Annotated in this window: 20 protein-coding genes; 4 read left to right on the forward strand and 16 right to left on the reverse strand. The window is 58.3% G+C overall.

The window, feature by feature from the left end; translation table 11 throughout:
* Positions 1–278: 278 nt before the first annotated feature.
* The 11 genes from AC2FIB_RS09690 to trpS all read right to left on the reverse strand — a co-directional run bounded on the left by AC2FIB_RS09690 (position 279) and on the right by trpS (position 9,815).
* Positions 279–1,247: an ABC transporter permease gene (locus tag AC2FIB_RS09690; protein WP_058278769.1), complete on the reverse strand. Its 969-nt coding sequence runs from the start codon at positions 1,245–1,247 to the stop codon at positions 279–281.
* Positions 1,247–2,341, reverse strand: coding sequence for an ABC transporter permease (locus tag AC2FIB_RS09695; protein WP_282152456.1), 1,095 nt, complete (start codon positions 2,339–2,341; stop codon positions 1,247–1,249). The genes AC2FIB_RS09690 and AC2FIB_RS09695 overlap by 1 nt, the downstream gene beginning before the upstream one ends.
* Before the next feature lies 1 nt (position 2,342).
* A complete protein-coding gene (locus AC2FIB_RS09700; protein WP_058273509.1) occupies positions 2,343–3,872 on the reverse strand; it encodes an ABC transporter ATP-binding protein in 1,530 nt (509 codons plus the stop codon).
* Positions 3,873–3,961: 89 nt separating this feature from the next.
* A complete protein-coding gene (locus tag AC2FIB_RS09705) occupies positions 3,962–4,960 on the reverse strand; it encodes a BMP family lipoprotein (RefSeq protein WP_496722979.1) in 999 nt (332 codons plus the stop codon).
* A 159-nt stretch (positions 4,961–5,119) separates the two neighbouring features.
* The gene (locus AC2FIB_RS09710) at positions 5,120–5,533 is read right to left on the reverse strand and encodes a GNAT family N-acetyltransferase (protein ID WP_496734382.1); all 414 of its coding nucleotides are present in this window, start codon (positions 5,531–5,533) and stop codon (positions 5,120–5,122) included.
* A complete protein-coding gene (tsaB, locus tag AC2FIB_RS09715; protein WP_496841977.1) occupies positions 5,533–6,117 on the reverse strand; it encodes a tRNA (adenosine(37)-N6)-threonylcarbamoyltransferase complex dimerization subunit type 1 TsaB in 585 nt (194 codons plus the stop codon). The genes AC2FIB_RS09710 and tsaB overlap by 1 nt, the downstream gene beginning before the upstream one ends.
* Complete coding sequence (locus tag AC2FIB_RS09720; protein ID WP_058273506.1) at positions 6,107–6,670, reverse strand: NifU family protein; 564 nt, start codon at positions 6,668–6,670, stop codon at positions 6,107–6,109. Before AC2FIB_RS09720 ends, tsaB begins: the two co-directional genes overlap by 11 nt.
* 69 nt (positions 6,671–6,739) lie before the next feature.
* Positions 6,740–7,333 (reverse strand): 2-hydroxychromene-2-carboxylate isomerase, encoded by a 594-nt coding sequence (locus AC2FIB_RS09725; protein ID WP_496841978.1) that lies wholly within the window; start codon positions 7,331–7,333, stop codon positions 6,740–6,742.
* A 9-nt stretch (positions 7,334–7,342) separates the two neighbouring features.
* The gene (locus tag AC2FIB_RS09730; RefSeq protein ID WP_058273504.1) at positions 7,343–7,798 is read right to left on the reverse strand and encodes a universal stress protein; all 456 of its coding nucleotides are present in this window, start codon (positions 7,796–7,798) and stop codon (positions 7,343–7,345) included.
* Between the two features lie 65 nt (positions 7,799–7,863).
* On the reverse strand, positions 7,864–8,727 hold the full coding sequence (locus tag AC2FIB_RS09735) for a branched-chain amino acid aminotransferase (RefSeq protein WP_496734386.1): 864 nt from the start codon (positions 8,725–8,727) through the stop codon (positions 7,864–7,866).
* A 59-nt stretch (positions 8,728–8,786) separates the two neighbouring features.
* Positions 8,787–9,815 (reverse strand): tryptophan--tRNA ligase, encoded by a 1,029-nt coding sequence (gene trpS, locus AC2FIB_RS09740; RefSeq protein WP_496734388.1) that lies wholly within the window; start codon positions 9,813–9,815, stop codon positions 8,787–8,789.
* Between the two features lie 86 nt (positions 9,816–9,901).
* On the opposite strand from trpS, the gene AC2FIB_RS09745 reads away from it, so the two are divergent.
* Entirely contained in the window at positions 9,902–10,588 is a 687-nt protein-coding gene (locus AC2FIB_RS09745; protein WP_282120136.1) for a rhomboid family intramembrane serine protease, read from the forward strand.
* On the opposite strand, the gene murJ is transcribed toward AC2FIB_RS09745, so the two are convergent.
* The 3 genes from murJ to AC2FIB_RS09760 are packed head-to-tail and all read right to left on the reverse strand — an operon-like array spanning position 10,589 to position 16,078.
* Positions 10,589–12,130: a murein biosynthesis integral membrane protein MurJ gene (murJ, locus tag AC2FIB_RS09750; protein ID WP_496734390.1), complete on the reverse strand. Its 1,542-nt coding sequence runs from the start codon at positions 12,128–12,130 to the stop codon at positions 10,589–10,591.
* Positions 12,127–14,898: a [protein-PII] uridylyltransferase gene (locus tag AC2FIB_RS09755; RefSeq protein ID WP_496734392.1), complete on the reverse strand. Its 2,772-nt coding sequence runs from the start codon at positions 14,896–14,898 to the stop codon at positions 12,127–12,129. The genes murJ and AC2FIB_RS09755 overlap by 4 nt, the downstream gene beginning before the upstream one ends.
* Positions 14,899–14,905: 7 nt before the next feature.
* Entirely contained in the window at positions 14,906–16,078 is a 1,173-nt protein-coding gene (locus AC2FIB_RS09760; protein ID WP_496841979.1) for a penicillin-binding protein activator, read from the reverse strand.
* 88 nt (positions 16,079–16,166) lie between these two features.
* Here AC2FIB_RS09760 and rsmI point away from each other — a divergent pair, with 88 nt between their 5' ends.
* The 3 genes from rsmI (at position 16,167) to gshB (ending at position 18,391) form a co-directional block, all read left to right on the forward strand.
* On the forward strand, positions 16,167–17,024 hold the full coding sequence (gene rsmI, locus AC2FIB_RS09765; protein WP_496734394.1) for a 16S rRNA (cytidine(1402)-2'-O)-methyltransferase: 858 nt from the start codon (positions 16,167–16,169) through the stop codon (positions 17,022–17,024).
* Between the two features lies 1 nt (position 17,025).
* A complete protein-coding gene (locus tag AC2FIB_RS09770; protein WP_496734396.1) occupies positions 17,026–17,397 on the forward strand; it encodes a YraN family protein in 372 nt (123 codons plus the stop codon).
* Positions 17,398–17,458: 61 nt separating this feature from the next.
* Positions 17,459–18,391, forward strand: a complete 933-nt coding sequence (gshB, locus tag AC2FIB_RS09775; RefSeq protein WP_496734398.1) for a glutathione synthase — start codon at positions 17,459–17,461, stop codon at positions 18,389–18,391.
* On the opposite strand, the gene AC2FIB_RS09780 is transcribed toward gshB, so the two are convergent.
* Positions 18,388–19,902: a YifB family Mg chelatase-like AAA ATPase gene (locus AC2FIB_RS09780; RefSeq protein WP_496734400.1), complete on the reverse strand. Its 1,515-nt coding sequence runs from the start codon at positions 19,900–19,902 to the stop codon at positions 18,388–18,390. The two genes, gshB and AC2FIB_RS09780, sit on opposite strands and share 4 nt — an antisense overlap.
* A 45-nt stretch (positions 19,903–19,947) precedes the next feature.
* Positions 19,948–20,832: a glutathione S-transferase gene (locus tag AC2FIB_RS09785; RefSeq protein ID WP_496734559.1), complete on the reverse strand. Its 885-nt coding sequence runs from the start codon at positions 20,830–20,832 to the stop codon at positions 19,948–19,950.
* Positions 20,833–20,865 lie beyond the last annotated feature (33 nt).

The raw sequence follows: 20,865 nt of genomic DNA on the forward strand, positions 1-20,865 counted from the left end.
TAGGTTTAATGCAGCGCGCGGCGGCAATGCCCCGTGACCACATGGCGAATGTCGGTTCGCTGGGCGTCATGCCAGCTGCCTGATAAGGCTGGTGATCTGATTATCCCCAGTGTTGAGGTTTACAAGCGTTCCCAAATTCACGATCCGGACCGCTTCCGAGTCGCGGGGTATGTTTGGAGACACTTGCATACCCCTTTAGAACGGTTGCGGCATGCAAAATCAACTCTGCATGCCGCTCTGCAGCGAACAGGACTGAACTGAGTCCGAAACTGGACTTATTAGCGCTCTTTCACGTAAGGCTCACCACCGGCGCGCGGCGGAACCGCCTTGCCGACAAAGCCAGCCAGAATGACCACGGTGAGGACGTAGGGCAGGGCGTCCATCGCCTGCACAGGGATGACCACGCCGCCCAGATCGATGTTCTGGAACCGCAGCGCGATGGCCTGCAATAAACCGAATAACAGGCAGGCGCCCATTGCATGCCATGGGCGCCATTTCGCAAAGATCAGAGCTGCCAGCGCGATGAACCCACGGCCTGCAGTCATGTCCTTAACGAACCCGGCCTGCAACGCAGTGGCCAGATAAGCCCCGGCGATGCCACACAGCACGCCACAGATGGCAACAGCGGCATAGCGCAGGCCAACGACCGAAACACCGGCCGTGTCGACGGCAGCGGGGTTTTCACCCACAGCGCGCAGGCGCAAGCCGAACCGTGTGCGATACAGAATCCACCACGTTGCCGGCACCATAAGGAACGCGACATAGACCAGGATCGAATGGCCCGAGAGCAGTTCAGAATAGATCGGCCCGATGATCGGCACCCCGCTCAGTGATTCGGCAAAGGGGAAATTGATCGGTGTGAAACGACCGCCACCAAACAGCGAGGGCGTGCGCCCGCCCTGTTCGAACCAGCTTTGCGCGACAAGGACCGTCATACCTGCCGCAAGGAAGTTGATTGCGACCCCGGATATCAACTGGTTGCCCCGGAAGGTGATCGAGGCTAAACCGTGAAGCCCGGAAAGAACAAGAGAAGAGGCGATCCCCGCCAGCAGGCCCAACCAGACCGACCCGGTCACAGCCGCGACGGCTGCCGAGAAGAAGGCGGCCATTAGCATCTTGCCTTCCAGACCGATGTCGAAAATGCCCGCACGTTCGGAATAGAGCCCAGCCAGACAGGCCAGCAATAGCGGAGTGGCCAGACGGATGGTCGAGTCAAGGACCTGGATGAAGGTAATGAAGAACTCCATCACTGCGCTCCCTTCCGCAGGCTCAGGAACAGCTTTTCAAGCGGCATCCGGACCATGTTGTCCAATGCTCCGGTGAATAGGATCACCAGGGCCTGAATGACAACGATCAGTTCGCGTGGGATCGATGTCCAGAAAGCCAATTCTGCACCGCCCTGATAGAGAAACCCGAACAGGATCGCCGCAAGGAATACACCAAACGGGTGCGACCGGCCCATCAGCGCCACCGCGATGCCGATGAATCCCGCGCCCTCGGTTGCGTTCAGAACGAGGCGTTCGGCCTCGCCCATCACGTTATTGATAGCCATCAGCCCCGCCAACGCGCCCGAAATCAGCATCGCAATGATGGTGATCCGCACCGGCGAAATGCCTGCATAGACAGCGCCGGTTTCGGTCTTGCCGTAGGACCGGATTTCATAGCCCAACCTTGTCCGCCAGATCAGCGCCCAGACGACAAAACAGGCCAAAACCGCAATGAAGAACGTGATATTAACAGGGGTCCCTTTGAACACCACGTTTTCGGCGGTTGAGAACATCGACTGAAATGTGGGTAGGTGAACGGCCTCGGGGAAACGCGCCGACGAGGGGTCTTGCGCGCCCGGCGGTCGCATAAGATTGACCAACACGTAGTTCAGGAATGCCGCCGCAATAAAGTTGAACATGATCGTTGTGATCACGATGTGGCTGCCACGCTTGGCTTGCAGATAGGCCGGAATGGCCGCCCATGCCGCACCAAACAGCATCGAACCTGCGCAGGCCGCCAGCAGCGCAACGCTCCAATGCGGCCAGGGGATGTAGAGGCATACCATGGCAACGCCAAGCCCGCCCAGCATTGCCTGACCTTCACCCCCGATGTTAAACAGCCGGGCATGGAAGGCGACAGCCACAGCCAATCCAGTGAACATGAAGTTGGTGGCGTAATACAGCGTATAACCCCAACCGTAGGTCGACCCGAGCGCGCCGGTCACCATCAGTTTCACCGCTTCGATCGGGTTTTCACCGATGGCCAGAATGACCAAGGCGGACAAGATTGCGGCCAATATCAGACTGATCAGCGGGATCAGCACCACATCGGCCCATTTGGGCATCTTTTCCATGTTACGCGGCCTCTCCCGCAACACCGGCCATCAACAGGCCAAGTTCTTTTTCATCTGTTTCATGGGGCAGTCTTTCGCCCATGACATGTCCGTCAAACATCACAGCGATGCGATCAGATAGCGAGAAGATTTCTTCCAACTCAACCGAGACGAGCAGGATTGCTTTACCTTGATCACGCAGCGCGACGATCTGCTTGTGAATGAACTCGATCGCGCCGATGTCGACGCCGCGGGTTGGTTGACCCACCAATAGAAGATCCGGGTTCCGTTCAATTTCGCGCGCGACAACAATCTTTTGTTGGTTCCCGCCCGAGAAGCTCTTGGCTGTAAGCCATGCATCAGGTGGCCGGACGTCGAATTTCTCGATCTTGCGCTCGGTATCGGCGCGCAGGGCGGCGTTGTTCATGAAAATCCCGCTCTGATAGGCAGGATCACGGTGATAGCCAAAGGCCACGTTTTCCCAAGCGTGGAAGTCCATCACAAGACCTTCGCGCTGACGGTCTTCCGGAACATGCGCAATATGCTGTGCGCGACGGGCCTGACCGTCGGATCCCGGACCGCTAAGCGCCAGCGGGGCACCGTTCAGTTTGATCGAACCCTGACCCGGACGCATGCCGCCCAGAACTTCCAGAAGCTCCGATTGGCCATTTCCGGCCACGCCAGCGATACCGACGATTTCACCGGCCCGAACGGTCAGGTCGATACCCTTGACCCGTTCGACCCCGGCCGAATCGAAAACGCTGAGCTTTTCAATTTCCAAAACGGGCTTACCGGGTTGCGCAGGTACTTTGTCGACCTGCAGCAGCACCTTGCGGCCCACCATCAGCTCGGCCAGTTCCTCGGGGCTGGTGTCGGCTGTTTTCACCGTCGCCGTCATCTGACCGCGCCGCATGACCGAAACCGTATCGGTGTTTTCCATGATTTCGCGCAGCTTGTGCGTGATCACGATGATCGTCTTCCCTTCGGCCCGCAGGCGGTCAAGGATGCGGAAAAGCTGGTCAGCCTCGGACGGGGTCAGAACCCCGGTGGGTTCGTCCAGAATCAGAATCTCGGCCTTGCGATACAGGGCTTTCAGGATCTCGACCCTTTGCTGCATTCCGACGCCAATCTCGTCGATGCGCTTGTCGGGATCTACGAACAGCTCGTATTCCTCTTCCAGCGCTTTCAGTTCTTTGCGCGCTTTGGACAAGGACGGGGCCAGCAGCCCGCCATCCTCGGCACCGAGAACGATGTTTTCCAGAACGGTGAAATTCTCAACCAGTTTGAAATGCTGGAACACCATCCCGATCCCGGCAGCAATGGCCGCCTGGCTGTCAGGGATGTCGGTCTTGTTGCCGTTAATCCAGATTTCACCTTTATCGGCTTTGTAAAAGCCGTAGAGGATGCTCATCAGCGTGGATTTGCCCGCACCGTTTTCACCGATGATCCCATGGATCGTACCGGGGGCGACGCTGATAGAAATGTCTTTATTGGCCTGAACCGGCCCAAAGGCTTTGGATATCCCTTTGAGCTCAATGGCGGGGACGGTCATGTCTTGTCCTCAATTGCCGAAAGGGCCGCGGTGTCATACGCGGCAGAGTCGGGGGCAAGGCGGAGGTTGTTCCCCCGCCTTGCGCGATATCAGAACTGCAGTGCCGGGCAGCTGTCGTTCTCATAATAGCTGACAACAGAGACGTTACCGTCGATGATGTCCTGACGCGCTTTGTCGACTGCGCCTTTCATCTCGTCCGAGACCAGAGGTGCGTTGTTGTCATCCATGGCGACGCCAACACCTTCTTCGGCCAGACCCATCTGGAACACGCCGGTTTCCAGGCCTTCGCCCGCTGACATCGCGTCATAAACGGCAACATCAACGCGTTTCAGCATCGAGGTGAGAACCTTACCCGGGTGCAGGTGGTTCTGGTTGCTGTCCACGCCGATCGACAGGATGCCTTCGTCTGCCGCGGTCTGCAGTACGCCAACACCGGTGCCACCAGCGGCCGCATAGATCACATCAGCGCCCTGGCTGATTTGTGCTTTGGTTAGTTCCGAACCCTTCACCGGGTCGTTCCATGCTGCCGGGGTGGTACCGGTCATGTTGGCAACAACATTGATGTCAGGGTTTACAGCCTTGGCACCCTGCGCATAACCGCAGCCAAAGTGGCGGATCAGCGGGATATCCATGCCACCGATAAAGCCGACGGTGCCGGATTCCGATGCCATCGCGGCCATCATGCCAACCAGATATGACCCTTCATGTTCGGCAAAACCGATTTGGCGGATGTTGGGGATGTCCAACCAGTTGACGTCAACCGCAACGAATTTGGTGTCCGGGTAATCGGCGGCCACGGCGGACAGCGGATCAGCCATGCCAAAACCCATCGTGATGATCGGGTTCGAGCCGGATTCAGCGAAACGGCGCAGAGCTTGCTCGCGCTGTGCTTCGGACTGGATCTCGATCTCGTTATACGAGCCGCCTGTTTCTTCGGCCCAACGCGACGCGCCGTTGTGGGCGGCTTCGTTAAAGGATTTGTCAAACTTGCCACCAAGATCAAAGATCAGGGCAGGATCTGCCAGCGCGGCGCCAGCCGTAAGTGCGACTGCGGCGGTGGCACCCATCAAGGATTTCATCAGGGTCATTTTATACTCCCGTTTGTTATTATCGGTCGGGGCGAAGATAGCCCCGTTCACCCACTGTGAGCGAGCATAACTGTTGTGATGGCGGGAATTAAGGACGTTTGCAACCACCGTGGTCAACAGATTTTTGACCATTTGGTCGAAAAATTTTATCTCTGACGGTCAATCCAGCGCGGATTCCATCACGATAGCATCGATTTTCTGATTGTTTTCGCGCAGGTAATACCCCTTGCGCAAACCACAGGCGCGATAACCGCTGTGTTCATACAGCGCGATGGCCGGCAAGTTATCCGCAGCGACGTCCAGAACAGCGCGCGTTGCCCCCAAAGCCTTTGCTTTCGTGTGCCATTCATGCATGCAATTTCGGGCTAAGCCCTGTCGCTGGACGTCCGGATGCGTGGCGATCGTCAGCAATTCCGCCTCATCGCCGATCACCTGGAACAGCGCAAAAGATTGAGTATTTCCAACGGCATGGATGAACCGATTGTTCAGAAGATCCGCAAATTCGACCGCAGCCCACGACCGTGACCGGGTAAATGCCGCCGCGTGTGTTCTGGCGAGATCCTCTGGGGTCATCAGTCCAGCAAAACCGGGGGGGTGTCTTTGGAAGGGGCCGCGTCCGCAGGCCGAACATAGAGTGGAGCCGGCTGCGCGGTGTTGGTCTGCCACCTTTGCCCGGTGATCCGGGCAATTGCGCGGATTTGCGCATCCGGGTCGTCATTCAGGATCAGGCGGCCAAGTGATTCTGCCTCAATTTGAGGCATAAGCATCGGACTTTGGTCCGGCAACGCCACGTAAACCTGATCACGTGGTGCGCGGATCGCGGGCAGAGCGTCCATAGACATATCAGCCAATGCGTCGAACCCGGACACGCCTACCGCTGGAACGCCAAGGCCCAGGGCTAGGCCGCGCGCCGCAGAAACCGAGATTCGGATGCCGGTAAAGTTTCCGGGTCCAACGCCGACACCGATCGCGGACAGGTCTTTCCACCCATATCCGGCATCGGTCAGAACTTCTTCCAGCAACGGCATCAGACGTTCGGCTTGACCGCGCGACATCGCTTCGATGCGCGAAGTCACGATCCGGTTGCCGCACAACAAAGCGGCCGCGCAATGCGCGGCCGATGTATCAAACGCCAAAATAATGGGTTCAGACGGCAACAGGACGAACCTCGGTCACTTCGGGGATGTAGTGGCGCAGCAGGTTTTCGATACCCATCTTCAACGTCAGGGTCGAAGACGGGCAGCCCGCGCAAGCACCCTGCATGTGCAGGTAGACAACGCCCCGGTCAAACCCGTGGAACGTGATGTCGCCGCCATCCTGAGCAACTGCCGGACGGACGCGGCTATCCAGCAAGTCTTTGATTTGATTTACGACTTCTGCATCCTCGCCGGTGTGCTCTGCATGGCCCGATGCGGCTGTTTCACCAGCGCCGATGACCGGTTGGCCGGATTGATAATGCTCCATCACCGCACCGAGAATCGCAGGCTTGATGTGATCCCATTGGACATCATCGGACTTGGTGACGGTCACGAAGTCATTGCCGAGGAATACACCCGTTACTCCGCTAACCGCAAAAATCCGTTTTGCCAAAGGTGATTTTTCACCGGCTTCAGCCGATGGGAAATCCGCAGTGCCCGCTTCCAGCACGGTTTGGCCGGGTAGAAATTTCAAGGTTGCAGGGTTCGGCGTGGATTCGGTCTGGATGAACATGTCACGGCTCCGTTTCAGTTGCCTCTGATATGCGGGTCCGGGCCGGATAAGTCAAGATTTGGAACGATTCTAAATGTTGGCCGCCAACCGGATTGCATCATCCAACCGATCATCTCCCCAGTATAGTTCGTCGCCGACCAGAAAACTCGGCGCACCGAACAGCCCTTTGGCCTGTGCGGTTTTGGTTTGCTCGATCAAAGCTGACTTAATCTCGGGGTCTTGGGTTCTGTCCAAAAGGTCGTCAGGCAAACCGGCGGATTTCAGGCAATCAACCAGAACCGCATCGTCCGACACGTTCCGACCTTGTGCGAATTCGGCCTTATAGACCGCCCGAACAAATCGCGCCCTATGGGTCTGATCTTCAATAGCCAGCGTGAGGCGCGCAGCCTTCAGGCCGTTTTGCGGAAACGGGTCCGGTTGCCGGAAGGGCAGGCCGCGCTGCGCCGTCAAACGCTCCATATCGCGCCACATATAGCGCCCTTTGGCCAGGTAAATGTTAAACGGAGAATTATCCCAACCCTGCGCCGCGAAAATGGGCCCCAGAAGAAAGGGATGCCATTCTACGGCGACGTTATGCTGTGCCGCAGCCTGCTCGATTCGCATGGCGCTGAGGTAGGAATAGGTCGATGCGAATTCGAACCAGAACTGGATGCGGCGTTGCATTGGGTGGCCTCAGGTGATGGCTTCCAGCTTTTCCTTGCTAAGGTCGCCGGGCACAATTGTGATCGGAATCGGCAAGCTGCCCGAGTTTTTGGTCAGCTGCGTTACCAAAGGGCCAGGCCCTTTCTTTTCGATGCCAGCCCCCAGGACCAGAACGCCGATGTCCGGGTCTGACTGGACATGTTCGATGATCTGAGGGACAGGGTCGCCTTCGCGAATGGACAGTTCGGGGTCGATCCCTTGTTTGTCGCGCATCCATTTGGCGAAAACTTCGTAATGCGCATGAATGCGTTCGCGTGCCTCTTCGCGCATGGTTTCGGCAACACCGATCCAGTGATTGAACTCATCGGGTGGGATGACGGACAGGATCGTTACCCCTCCACCGGTATGGGCTGCACGCATTGCAGCGAAACGCATCGCGTTAAGGCATTCACGGCTGTCATCCAGAATGACTAGAAACTTACGCATGGGTGTCCTCGTGTATTTAGGGGGATCATGCCCGACCAAATGCGGGCTGGCAACACGGCGTATGACTACCGAGTGCCTGCCGCCCAGTCCCAATAAAGCTCGCGCGCGCGACGTGCAATCGGTCCGACCTGATATTGGGTGTCTTCTAATGCGGTGACCGGCGTTATCTTGTTCATGTTACCGGTCATAAACACCTCATCCGCCTCGTGAAAATCTTCAAAGCTGAGAACAGATTCGTGGACCGTCACGCCGTCAGCGCGCAGGTTTTTGATATGTCGCGCTCGGGTGATTCCGGCCAGAAAAGTTCCATTGGGCGTAGGGGTGAATACCTCGCCGTCCCGGACCATGAAGATGTTTGCGGTGGCGGTTTCCGCCACATGACCCAAGGCATCCGCTACCAGCGCGTTCGAGAACCCCTTGGACTTTGCCTCTTTCAGCATTCGGGCGTTGTTGGGATACAGGCATCCGGCTTTGGCATTCACAACGGCTGATTCCAGAACCGGCCGGCGGAACCGCGTGGTGGTCAGCGTAACCGAAGCTGTCTCCGGTGCCATTGGTATCTCTTCCAGACAAATAGCAAATCCGGTGCTGTCCTGCTGAGGCACAATGGCCGTGGCGTCACCGTCAATGCCCCAATACATCGGCCGAATATAGACGGCGGAACCTTTGGCATAGCCATCCAGCCCTTCGCGGACGATTTCGACCATCTGTTCGGTCGTCACGGTTGGGGTCAGTAAAAGCGCCTCGGCCGAGCGGTTGACCCGTTCGCAATGGGCCACCAAATCCGGGGTCAGCCCGTCGAAGAATCGCGCGCCGTCAAAGACCGAAGACCCCAGCCAAGCGCCATGGTCTGCCGCCCGCATGATCGGGGCGTCCCCGTTGTGCCACTGACCATCAAAATAGGTGCGGATATTTTTGCCGACTGCCATGACGCCCTCCTTTGCCCTTGGGGCAACCTAGGAAGGCGTCACAGGAAGGTCCAGCGCAATCAGCCTTGTTTTGCGCCAACCATACCCACGATGTCGTAGGTCTGTTGCAGGATCGGGGCCGCTATCGCCCGCGCCTTTTCCGCGCCGCGTGCGAGAATCCGGTCAATCTCGGCCTCTTCCCCCATCAGACGCGCCATCTCGGTTGAGATCGGCGACAGTTTGGCGACCGCCAACTCAGCGAGCATCGGTTTGAATTCACCGAATTGTTTGCCGCCGACTTCGGCCAGAACCTGTTCCGCCGTTTGATCGCTGAGCGCAGCATAGATGTTGACCAGATTGCGCGCCTCGGGACGTTCGGACAGACCGTCGGTTTCTGAAGGCAGGGCATCCGGGTCGGTCTTGGCCTTGCGGATCTTTTTGGCGATCTCGTCGGCATCGTCCGTCATGTTGATCCGGGTCATATCGGACGCGTCCGAAGATGACATCTTCCGCGAGCCGTCCCGCAGGTTCATCACGCGCGGCGCGGGTCCACCGATTACAGGCTCGGTCACCGGAAAGAAATCCACGCCATAATCATGGTTGAACTTGATCGCGATGTCGCGAGTCAGCTCCAGATGCTGTTTCTGGTCCTCGCCCACCGGCACATGTGTCGCGTGGTAGGTCAGGATGTCCGCTGCCATCAGTGCCGGATAAGCAAACAAACCCAGCGAGGCGTTCTGAGCGTTCTTGCCCGCCTTGTCCTTGAACTGTGTCATCCGCTGCATCCAGCCCATGCGGGCGATACAGTTGAAGATCCACGCCAATTGTGTGTGCTCTGCCACCTGGCTCTGGTTGAACAGAATAGACTTTTCCGGGTCCAGACCAGCAGCAATGAAGCCGGCGCAGACTTCGCGGGTCTTTTCGCGCAGGCGGGCAGGGTCTTGCCAGACGGTGATCGCGTGCAGGTCGACCATGCAGTAAATGGTCTCGTAATCTTCGCCCTGCATATCCACAAAACGCTTGAGCGCACCCAGATAGTTACCAAGGTGCAGGTTTCCCGAAGGCTGGATGCCGGAAAACACGCGCGGCGTGAACTTGGTTTCGGTCATCGAAGGGAACTCCCGTCTGGAAAAATCAGCCCCCGTCGCTTACCCATGAGGCCAAGGGACGTCAACAGCCGCGAAAGGCAAGCCCAATGAGCAGTGAGCATTATACACCCGCCGTGAACCCCCTGCCGCCCGTCGTGGTGGCGTTGGTCCTGTTCATCATGGGGATCGAATTGGCGTTTACGCTGGGTGCACGTGGTCTTGTGGGTGGGCCATCAGCGGTAGGTTGGCGGTTGGATGCCCTGCAGAGTTACACCTTTTCCCCGGATATCTTTCACTGGATGATCGAGAATGGCCGTTGGCCGTTTGAACATGTGATCCGTTTCGTGACCTATCCGTTCGTATCGGGCAGTTTTACCCAGGCGGTTTTTGTCAGCGTCTTCGTTCTGGCCATGGGCAAAATGGTAGCCGAAGTGTTCGGGGGTTTTCAAATGCTGATCATTTTCGTTTTGTCCGGTATCGGTGGCGCGTTGGTCTATGGGTTGTTGCTGAATCCCGCCTATCCGCTGGTCGGAGGGTTCCCACCGGTTTACGGTCTGATCGGCGCGTTCACATGGCTGCTGTGGCGCAAGTTGTCACTGGTCGGCGAAAACCAGTCTCGGGCCTTCAGCCTGATCGCGGTTTTGATGGGCATCCAGCTGGTATTCGGACTTTTGTTTGGCGGCACGTCCGATTGGGTTGCCGATCTGGGCGGGTTTGCCACCGGATTTGGTCTGTCGTTTTTCCTGGCACCCGGCGGATGGGCGCGGATCGTGGGACGTATTCGCCGCGACTGATCAGGATCGACGCAGCGCTTTTCTGAATTCGGACAGCTCGAACGCTTTGAAGAGGTGACCGAGTAAGAAATAGGCGGCAGCTGCAACTATGATTAGGACAAGCAGCGCCAGATAACGCCACCCGGGTACTTGGAAGGTCCAGCCAAAAATATGAAGGGCGGCGAAAAGCACAACGCCCATACCCAGCGATGCCGCGACGACGCGCCAGGCACGTCGTTTGAACCGGTCGTCAAACCGTGCTTCATCGCCGAAACGGCGCGCTCCAATCGCCAACAAGGCAACCATCGCCCAACCGGCAGCCGAAGCCGCGATCGCCGGTGCGATCCACCCCACCAATGGGTAAAGGCCAAAGGCCAGCCCGGCATTGATCACCATCGCAACTACGGCATAGCGAAACGGAGAGCGGGTGTCTTCGCGCGCGAAGAACAAGGGCTGCAGTAGCTTTTGCAGCATGAAAGCGGGCAGGCCGACGCCATAGATAGCTACGGCCAAGGCAGTGGCTGCCGTGTCCTCGGGGCTGAATTGGCCGCGTTCGAACAGGACCGACACCAGAGGTATTGGAATGATCAGAAAGGCAACTGTGGACGGCAGGGTCAGCAGCAGTGTGAACTCTCCGGCGCGGGAATAGGCATTGCGCGCCCCGCCCTTGTCCCCGGCCCGTAAGCGGCGGGACAGATCTGGGAGCAGGACGATCCCCACCGCAATACCGACCACGCCCAATGGCAATTGATACAGCCGATCCGCTGCGAACAGCCAACTGACAGCCTTTTCAGTTTTGGACGCGACCAACTGGCCAACCACCAGATTGACCTGCGTAACGCCCATCGCCAAAGCGGCGGGCACTGCAATGCGAACCATGCGTCGCATTTCCGGGCTGAGCTTGGGCAATCCGGGACGGATGCGAATACCTGCACGTTCTGTCGCCACCCAAACCAGCGCCAGTTGCGCGACCCCTGCCAGCGGAATGACCGTAATCAACCACCAGATTACGTCGCCGCCAGACAGCGCGCCTGCGATCAAAGCAGTACAGGCAAAGATATTGAGTAAGACAGGCGCGGCAGCGGCAGCCGCGAACCGACCGGTGGCATTCAGAACGCCGGAAAACAGCGCGGCCAGCGACATGAACAGGATATAGGGAAAAACGACGTAACCGTAGTCGACAGCCATGTCGAAGCGTTCATCGCCATAGAACCCTTCGGCGGTCAGCCAAACAAGTCCAGGCATGAATACCATCGCCAATCCAACCAGTGCCAAAACAGCTGCCGCCAGCAGGTTGAACGCATCCTGAGCAAACCCTTCGGCGTCTTCTTCGCCCTCCAGTCGTTTCGAGAACATTGGCACAAAGGCGGCGTTGAAGGCACCTTCGGCAAAGAAACGACGAAACATGTTGGGCAGGCGGAAAGCGGCAACAAAGGCGTCCATCACCGGACCAGGCCCGATATAGGCGGTTAGCAGAATCTCTCGGAGAAATCCCAAAATTCGACTGGCCAGAGTCCAGAATCCGACCGTGAACAGGCCTGAAAACAACCGGATCTGTTTCATGAGATTGCGCGCTCCGCACCTTCAGTGATGGCTTTGCGCAGCTTGGTCTCAAGACCGCGTTGCTTGCTTTCGGAATGGTATTTCAGGCCGAACATGTCCTTGACGTAGAAGGTATCGACAACTTGTTCTCCATAGGTCGCGATCACGGCATTGGCGATATAGACATTGGCCGCAGCCAGCGTTCTTGTCAGGTCATACAACAAGCCTGGGCGGTCGCGGGTATCAACCTCGATGATGGTGTAGATCTCGGACCCGTCATTATCGAAGATGATATGGGTCGGCACATTGAAGGCGCGTTCGCGTTTCTTGATCTTGTCGCGCGATTTCAGCGCGTCACGCGCCACGACTTCGCCCTTGAGCGTCTTTTGGATCATCTGTGTCAGCCGCGGCAAACGGCTGGCCTCAAAAGGGTGGCCCTCGGCATCCTGAATCCAGAACGCATCGGTGACGTACCCGTCCTTGGTGGTGTAGCTACGGGCGTCGACCACGTTGGCCCCAACCAGCGCAAGCGCCCCGGCGATACGGGCGAAAATCCCTGGATGGTCTGCCATGGCAAAACACGCGCGGGTAGCGTCGCGATCGTCATCCGGGTGCAGGTGAATTTCCATCGCGCCGGGGTCGCCGCTGTGTTCCAGAGCGCGTAGCATTTTCGCGAACTCAATATGTGTAGACAGGTTCAGGCCCTGCCAATAGGGCGCATAGTGTCGTCCTGTTTCGGCCTTCAGGTCAGCCTTCGACCAATCGTCAAGCGCCGAACGCAGCGCCTTTTTGGCTTCTGCGCCACGGTTGGCCCGGTTCAGGTCTTCCATACCGGTTTCAAGCGCCCGTTTGGTTTCAGCGTGCAAGGCGCGCAGCAGGGTGGCCTTCCAGTTGTTCCAGGTGTTGGGCCCAACGCCGCGAATGTCACACACGGTCAGAACCGTGAGCAGATCCAACCGTTTGACCGTCTTAACCGCCTTGGCAAAATCACGGACTGTGCGCGGGTCCGAAATGTCCCGTTTCTGCGCCATGTCCGACATCAACAAGTGATATCGCACAAGCCATTCCACGGTTTCCGAGTCTGATTTGTTCAGACCCAAGCGCGGAGCAACCTTGCGTGCGATCTGAGCGCCCAGAATGGAATGGTCCTCGGGTCGCCCCTTGGCGATATCGTGCAGCAGCAAGGCCACATAGAGAACCTTGCGGTTAACCCCGCGTTTCAGGATCGATGACGCCAGCGGCAGCGATTCAACCAGTTCACCGCGTTCAATCTGGGCCAGGTTGACGATGGTCTGGATCGTGTGCTCGTCCACTGTATAGCTGTGATACATGTTGAACTGCATCATCGCCACGATGTGCTCGAACTCTGGCAAAAACGCCGACAATACTCCCAATTCGTTCATACGGCGCAGGGCGCGTTCCGGGTTGCCGTGTTTCAGCATCAGGTCCAGAAAAATGCGCTGCGCCTCTTTGTTTTGGCGCATGTCGTCGTCGATGAGGTTTAGGTTGGCTGTCACCAGCCGCATCGCATCCGGGTGGATCAGCATGCCAGTGCGAAGACCTTCCTCGAACAGACGCAGAAGGTTCAGCTTGTCGGACAGAAACTTCTTGGCGTCCGCTACATCCAAGCGACCGTGAACGACCTTGTACCCTGCTTTGACACGCGGTCGGCGCCGAAAGATGCGTTCCAGTAGGGCGGCACCTTTCACGTGTGACGCTTCGAGTTTGGTCAGGAAGATCCGGGTCAGCTCACCAACGCGCGTTGCCTCGCGGAAATAGCGTTGCATGAACACTTCAACAGCCCGTCGTCCGGCCCTGTCTTCATAACCCATACGGTCGGCAACCTCGACCTGCAGGTCGAAGGTCAGTTGTTCTGTCGCACGACCGGTCAGCAGATGCAGATGAGAGCGTACAGCCCACAGAAACTCTTCGGCCTCTACAAAGGTGTCGAATTCCTCGGGTTCAAACAGGCCCAGAGGGACCAGCTCGGCCACGTCTTGAACGCCATAGATGTACTTTGCAATCCAGTAGAGTGATTGAAGATCGCGCAGCCCACCCTTGCCTTCTTTTACGTTGGGCTCGACCATATAGCGCTCGCCCTGTTTGTGGTGGCGCTCGTCACGTTCCTGCAGCTTGGCCTCGATGAATTGACGCTCGCTACCCTTGAACAGCTCGGTTTTCAGGCGGTTATCAAGCTCTTCGGCAAGGGCCGCGTCGCCAGCCAGGAAACGCTGCTCCAGCATGGCGGTGCGGATGGTGAAATCCTCGGTGCCCAGTCGCAGGCAATCCTTGATCGTTCGGGATGAATGGCCAACCTTCAGGCGTAGATCCCAAAGCATGTAGAGCATGGACTCGATGACGCTCTCGGCCCAGGCGGTGATCTTGTAGGGCGTCAAAAAAAGCAGATCGACGTCCGAAGCCGGGGCCATTTCGCCGCGGCCATATCCACCAACAGCAAGAACCGCAATCTTTTCGCCCTGCGTCGGGGTTGCCAGCGGATGTAGATAGGTGCTGGCCACTTGCATCGCTGTGCAGACCAACCCGTCGGTCAAATAGGTGTAGGACCGGGTCAAAGGTCTGGCGTCAAAGGGGCGTTTAGCGAAGGCATCCGCAATGGTCTTGCGCCCAGCCTTTTGGGCATCGCGCAGGATGCGCACGGTTTCATTCCGCCGCGCGGCATTGTCTTGAATATTTTCAAAGGCTTCCGACAGTTGCACCAGGATGGCGGTACTGTCGAAAATTTCATCGGCCGGGCAGATCAGCTCACCCTTGGGGGTGAGCGTCAGCATCGGCTGATCAGAAACCGGCGCCAGAGAAGCTTTGAGGGGCGGAGTCAATCACTACTACCTGTTTGTTCTGGATCGTGGCAACGGCCAGACCGCGTTCATTCGTGCCGTCTGATCGCAGGCGGAAGATGCCGCCAACGCCCTGGAAACCGGCATTTTGTGTCAGGGCAGATGCGGTCAGCGCGTCGGATTTTCCTTGGCTGACCAAAGCCGCAATCGCTGCAATGCCATCATAGGCCAGACCGCTGATCGGGTGCGGAGCCTCACCATAGGTGCTGTTATACCGCTGACGGTACGCCTGCGCCTTTGCCGGGTCGGGCAGGGCGAACCAGCCCCCTTGAACACCCGGCAGTTCCAGCGTCTGTGCCGGTATGTCCCAGCGCGTCAGGCCGAGGAACTGGGTGGTGGCCGGCGACACACCAGCTTCTGGCAACAGCTGCGAATACAGCGGCAGTGCGCCAGCTGTCGTTGCCGTCAGAAACACCGAATCCGCACCAGCAGCATCCACGGTTGCCTTGATCGTTGGAACCGAATTGATGACGCCTTGCTGGGACCGGTCATAGCCAACCGTACCCGCGTTCGCTACACGGCTGCTGGCAAGCGCAGTTGCAATCGCCGATTGACCAAGCTGCCCGGCTGCATCGTTGCTGTGGACGATGACCATGCTGGTCTTGCCTTGAGAACCGGCAAAGTTGACCAAACGGTTGGCCGTGTTCTGAAAGGTCGGGCCCAGAACAAAGACGTTGCCGCCTGCAATGCTGGTATTGTTCGAGAAGGACAGCACGTTGACCTTGTTATTCAGTACGGAGAGACCTGCCGAGTTTGCCGCCTGCGCGTAAACCGGGCCAATGATGATCTTCGCCCCATCCGCGACGGCCTGTTGCGCCACTGTCGCGGCTGTGTTCGAGCTGCCCCGCGTGTCATAAACGCGCAGATCAATCTTAACATTCTGCAGATCAGCCATGGCCAGACGCGCCGCGTTCTCAAGGCTCCGCGCCAGTTCGGCGTCGCCGGAATTTCCCGATCCCGCCGGAACCAAAAGTGCGACCGGAACGGGTTTGGACGTGTTGATTGACGGGCCTCCGCCAAGGCCGCCGGGCTCACATGCCGCGAGGAATGCGGCGGTTGCCAGGATCGCGGCGGATTTCGCCAGCTTGCGAACGGGCTTGCAAACGGTAAACATCTAAATGAAAACTCCCTGTCCCGGCGGCTTGGGGTACCACCAATCTGTTATGCCGCGATAATAAACGTCACGCTGTGAGGGTCCAGCTTTGAATTTTCAAAAAGTAAGATTGGGCGCGGGCCTGTATTTTGTTGCCACTCCGATCGGTGCGGCGCGCGATATCACGCTCAGAGCGCTGGATGTGCTGGCCTCGGCTGATGTCATTGCTGCCGAAGACACGCGCAGCTTGCGCCGGTTGATGGAGATTCACGGCGTACCGCTGGATGGGCGACGAATCTTGGCCTATCACGATCACAGCGGCGTGGGCGCGCGCGGCAAAATCCTTGATGCGTTGCAGGGCGGGAAGTCTGTCGCTTATGCATCTGAGGCCGGAATGCCGCTGATTGCCGATCCGGGATACGATTTGGGGAAGCAGGCCGCCGAAGCGGGTCATTCGGTGACCTGTGCACCGGGACCGTCAGCGGCGCTGATGGCGCTGACACTGGCCGGGCTGCCGACAGATGCGTTCTTTTTTGCGGGCTTTTTGCCGAACGCGACCGGCGCGCGCCGGTCGCGGATCGAGGCATTGCGAGACGTGCCGGGCACATTGGTGTTTTATGAATCTCCGAAACGCGTGGCGGCGTGCTTGTCGGATCTTGCAACCGTGCTGGGCAATGACCGTCAGGCCGCAATGTGCCGCGAGCTGACGAAGAAATTCGAAGAAGTTCGTCGCGGGACGTTGGAAGAACTGGCAGCCGACCTACAAGGGCAGACAGTCAAAGGTGAAATTGTTCTGCTCGTGGATCGCGGACATTCGGAAACTGTTAACGAATCCGACGTAGAAGAGGCGTTGAAACGAGCCTTGGAAACCCATTCGGTTCGCGATGCGGCCGATCTGGTATCAGAGATGTACAAGCTGCCGCGCCGCCCGATCTATCAGAAGGCTCTGAAATTGGGAAAGGGATGACATGGCCGCACGATCCGTTCGAAGTTCGGTGTCCTATCATGCCGGGCAGGCGGCGGAGCAGCAGGTTGCATCAAATTATGAACAACGCGGCTATTCCATCCTGAATCGCCGCTGGCGCGGTGCCGGTGGCGAGATCGATCTTATTGCGCGCGACGCTCACGGGATCGTCTTTGTCGAGGTGAAGAAAAGCACCAGTTTCGATGCGGCCGCCGCCCGGATCAATCGCCGCCAGATGGATCGCATCTGCGCATCTGCGGCCCAATTTCTGGAAACAGAACCAAACGGGCAATTGACGGATGTGCGGTTTGACGCAGCTTTGGTGGATGCTTCGGGCGCCGTTCAAATTATCGAAAACGCCTTCGGTTTAGCCTGATCCCCATTGAACCCCCAGCCCGGCTGGGCCATGTATCTGGCGTGAAACTGAGGGACACGCCATGAAAATCGCCTTTCAGATGGACCCGATTGGGGCCGTGGATATCAATGCCGACAGCTCATTCCGTCTGGCCGAAGAGGCGCAGGTGCGCGGACATACGCTGTTTTTCTACAGCCCGGACCAGCTTGCCTATCAAGAGGGGCGGATCACCGCGCGCGGTCAGGACATGAAAGTTCAGCGGGTGGCGGGCAATCCGGCGGAACTTGGCGCCGAGCGTGAAGTGGACCTGTCAGAGTTCGACGTGATCTGGCTGCGCCAGGACCCGCCGTTTGACATGCATTACATCACATCAACCCACTTGCTGGACCGTCTAAAGGGGCAAGTTTTGGTTGTGAATGATCCGTTCTGGGTGCGGAACTACCCCGAGAAACTGCTGGTTCTGGATTTCCCGGACCTGACGCCGCCGACAACAATTGCGCGGGATCTGCAGACCATCAAGGCGTTCAAGGAAAAGCACGGCGACGTCATCCTAAAACCGCTTTATGGCAATGGCGGTGCAGGAGTTTTCCGGTTGGATGCGAATGACCGCAACCTAACTTCGCTGCACGAACTGTTCACCGGATTTTCGCGTGAGCCTTTGATTGTTCAGAAATTCCTGCCGGATGTCAGCAATGGCGACAAGCGTGTGATTTTGGTCGACGGTGACGCAGTCGGTGCAATCAACCGCGTACCGGCCGCGGGCGAAACACGTTCGAACATGCATGTGGGGGGTCGTCCCGAAAAGATTGGCCTGTCCGAACGCGACCTGGAAATTTGTGCCGCGATCGGACCGCTGCTGAAAGAAAAAGGTCAGGTTTTTGTCGGAATCGATGTAATCGGTGACTACTTGACAGAAATCAACGTGACCTCGCCGACCGGCATTCAGGAACTCGAACGATTTAATGGCGTGAACGTCGCCGAAAAGATCTGGCAAGCGATCGAGGCCAAGCTCTAAAGCGCAACCTTGGCGCTGATGCGAAAGCTCAGCGCCTCGGCGATATGAGGGCGCCGGACATCCGGTGCCCCGTCCAGATCAGCGATGGTACGCGCCACACGCAGGATTCGGTGAAAAGCGCGGGCGGACAGGCCAAATCGCTCGGCTGCCTTCAGCAACAGGTCTTTGCCCTCAGCATCCGGGGCAGCGATTTCATCCAGCAATTTACCCTCGACATCGGCGTTCTGACGGGTGGACGGTGTATCGCAAAACCGCTCTGCCTGAATCGACCGGGCTTGTTCGACACGCGCGGCAACGGTGGCGGAACTGTCGCCAGAGGGTGGCAGGTCCAGATCGGTGAATCCGACCGGAGGCACCTCAATCCGCAAATCGAACCGATCCATCAGCGGTCCGGAGATTCGGCTCAGATAATCCTCTCCGCAAACAGGAGCGCGGGAACAAGCGCGCCCGGGATCGGTGAGGTAGCCGCATTTGCAAGGGTTGGCCGCCGCGACCAGCATGAACCGGCAGGGGTATTTCACATGGGCATTTGCACGCGCGACCATGACCTCTCCGGTTTCGATCGGCTGGCGTAGTGTCTCCAGAACCGTGCGCGGAAATTCCAGGAGTTCGTCCATGAACAGAACGCCGTTGTGGGCCAGTGAAATCTCGCCCGGCTTTGCCCCCCTGCCGCCACCAACGATCGCAGCCATGGACGCCGTGTGATGAGGTTCGCGAAACGGCCGGCTGCGGCTGATCCCACCTTCGTCCAATAGCCCGCACAACGACTGAATCATCGAAGTTTCTAACGCCTCGGTCGGTGTCAGCGGCGGTAAAATCCCGGGCAGGCGTGCAGCCAGCATGGATTTGCCGGAACCGGGTGTGCCGGTCATGATCAGATGGTGCCGACCTGCTGCGGCGATTTCCAGGGCGCGCTTTGCACGTTCTTGCCCTTTGACGTCGCGCAGGTCACGCGCGCTGGGCTCAAGTGTGACTTCGCCGGGCTGTGCGGCGGGTAGCGGAGACTGGCCAGAGAAATGCCGCACCACGTCCCCAAGCGACCCAGCGCCGATCACCTGTGTTGCATCAACCCAAGCAGCCTCCGCACTAGAGGCGCGGGGGCAGAGCAAGGCCCGATCCTCAGCCGCCGCAGTCATTGCAGCGGGCAGGGCACCGACCACAGGCACCAGTGAGCCGTCCAAAGATAGCTCGCCTAGCGAAACCGAACCTTCGGCGGCGTCCCGCGGAATGATCTCTAAAGCAGACAGCAAGGCAACTGCGATGGGCAAGTCGAAATGGCTGCCCTCTTTGGGTAGGTCGGCAGGCGACAGGTTGATGGTGATCCGTTTTGAAGGCAACGCGATCGCCATCGAGCTCAGCGCGCTGCGGACGCGGTCCCGCGCTTCGGACACGGCTTTGTCGGGCAGCCCGACGATGGAAAATGCGGGCAGGCCCGGTGAGACGGCGCACTGCACCTCGACCGGGCGGGCATCGACCCCTTGAAAAGCAACAGTGTGGGCGCGGGCAACCATGAATGACCTTTTTGGTTAACAGGTCGTTGCTGCCACGGCTGCGGTTTAAGAATCGTTAACGGCGCGGGTCATCTCGGTGAATTTTGGCCAGGCACCGGGATCAGCGACTGTTTTGTCACGGCAAAACTGGTTGCAGAACCCCCAACGCTGGCCGTTCAGTTCAAGAACTGCGGTGATGGCTTTGCCGGAATAGGGGCAGGCGTCGTTGATTGACATATTTCCGTTCACGGCTTTTGCCTGAGAAGAACCGGCAATTGGCCAAGGTTCGGATGGCAGATCCACGGGGTATGGAAATGGGTCGTAGTTGACCGTCAGCCCCATCGCACGCCACTGGCGGACAGAAACATCCGACAGCAACTCAAGACAGTATTCGCGATTAGCATCAGCAACTGGCAAGCCATAGCCAATAATCCGTGCCGCGACCGGCGTATAGAACACGTCCGCAAGGGAATAGTGGCCGAACAAAGGACCGGAGTCCCCGCCTGACACATTACGGGCATGGGCCCACAAGGTCTCGATCCTTGCAAGATCGGTGCGTGTTTCGGTCGACGGAGCGAACCCCTGCCAGCACTGTTTGAGCTGCATTGGACACTGTCCGCGCAACGCGCCAAACCCGGCCACCATTTCAGCACATAGCCACCGCGCGGTGGCGCGCGCGGCGGGGTCTTTGGGCCAAAGCCCCGTTTCGGGATGTAACTCGGCAAGGGTTTCCGCCATCGCCAGGCTTTCCCCAACCACGGTGCCGTCGGGCAATCGCAGGGCCGGGACAAGGCGGGCCGGTGCGAGGGGTTTCATATCCTCGGCCATGGTGCCGGAATAGAGGCCGATCATGTGGGAACGATAGGGCAAGCCGAACTTTTCCAGCATCAACCACCCGCGCATGGACCAGCTGGAAAACAGGCGGTCTCCGATAAACAAATCATAAGTCATGCGGCTAGGATGGCGTGGCCGATCCATTCCGTA

It is taken from the genome of Ruegeria sp. YTSA072 (assembly GCF_059610285.1).

What these genes read in the sequence shown, in the direction of transcription:
- AC2FIB_RS09690 (WP_058278769.1), bottom strand. Translation starts at nt 1,247, where the DNA reads ATGGAGTTCTTCATTACCTTCATCCAGGTCCTTGACTCGACCATCCGT.
- AC2FIB_RS09695 (WP_282152456.1), bottom strand. Translation starts at nt 2,341, where the DNA reads ATGGAAAAGATGCCCAAATGGGCCGATGTGGTGCTGATCCCGCTGATC.
- AC2FIB_RS09700 (WP_058273509.1), bottom strand. Translation starts at nt 3,872, where the DNA reads ATGACCGTCCCCGCCATTGAGCTCAAAGGGATATCCAAAGCCTTTGGG.
- AC2FIB_RS09705 (WP_496722979.1), bottom strand. Translation starts at nt 4,960, where the DNA reads ATGACCCTGATGAAATCCTTGATGGGTGCCACCGCCGCAGTCGCACTT.
- AC2FIB_RS09710 (WP_496734382.1), bottom strand. Translation starts at nt 5,533, where the DNA reads ATGACCCCAGAGGATCTCGCCAGAACACACGCGGCGGCATTTACCCGG.
- AC2FIB_RS09720 (WP_058273506.1), bottom strand. Translation starts at nt 6,670, where the DNA reads ATGTTCATCCAGACCGAATCCACGCCGAACCCTGCAACCTTGAAATTT.
- AC2FIB_RS09725 (WP_496841978.1), bottom strand. Translation starts at nt 7,333, where the DNA reads ATGCAACGCCGCATCCAGTTCTGGTTCGAATTCGCATCGACCTATTCC.
- AC2FIB_RS09730 (WP_058273504.1), bottom strand. Translation starts at nt 7,798, where the DNA reads ATGCGTAAGTTTCTAGTCATTCTGGATGACAGCCGTGAATGCCTTAAC.
- AC2FIB_RS09735 (WP_496734386.1), bottom strand. Translation starts at nt 8,727, where the DNA reads ATGGCAGTCGGCAAAAATATCCGCACCTATTTTGATGGTCAGTGGCAC.
- trpS (WP_496734388.1), bottom strand. Translation starts at nt 9,815, where the DNA reads ATGACCGAAACCAAGTTCACGCCGCGCGTGTTTTCCGGCATCCAGCCT.
- AC2FIB_RS09745 (WP_282120136.1), top strand. Translation starts at nt 9,902, where the DNA reads ATGAGCAGTGAGCATTATACACCCGCCGTGAACCCCCTGCCGCCCGTC.
- murJ (WP_496734390.1), bottom strand. Translation starts at nt 12,130, where the DNA reads ATGAAACAGATCCGGTTGTTTTCAGGCCTGTTCACGGTCGGATTCTGG.
- AC2FIB_RS09755 (WP_496734392.1), bottom strand. Translation starts at nt 14,898, where the DNA reads ATGCTGACGCTCACCCCCAAGGGTGAGCTGATCTGCCCGGCCGATGAA.
- AC2FIB_RS09760 (WP_496841979.1), bottom strand. Translation starts at nt 16,078, where the DNA reads ATGTTTACCGTTTGCAAGCCCGTTCGCAAGCTGGCGAAATCCGCCGCG.
- AC2FIB_RS09770 (WP_496734396.1), top strand. Translation starts at nt 17,026, where the DNA reads ATGGCCGCACGATCCGTTCGAAGTTCGGTGTCCTATCATGCCGGGCAG.
- gshB (WP_496734398.1), top strand. Translation starts at nt 17,459, where the DNA reads ATGAAAATCGCCTTTCAGATGGACCCGATTGGGGCCGTGGATATCAAT.
- AC2FIB_RS09780 (WP_496734400.1), bottom strand. Translation starts at nt 19,902, where the DNA reads ATGGTTGCCCGCGCCCACACTGTTGCTTTTCAAGGGGTCGATGCCCGC.
- AC2FIB_RS09785 (WP_496734559.1), bottom strand. Translation starts at nt 20,832, where the DNA reads ATGACTTATGATTTGTTTATCGGAGACCGCCTGTTTTCCAGCTGGTCC.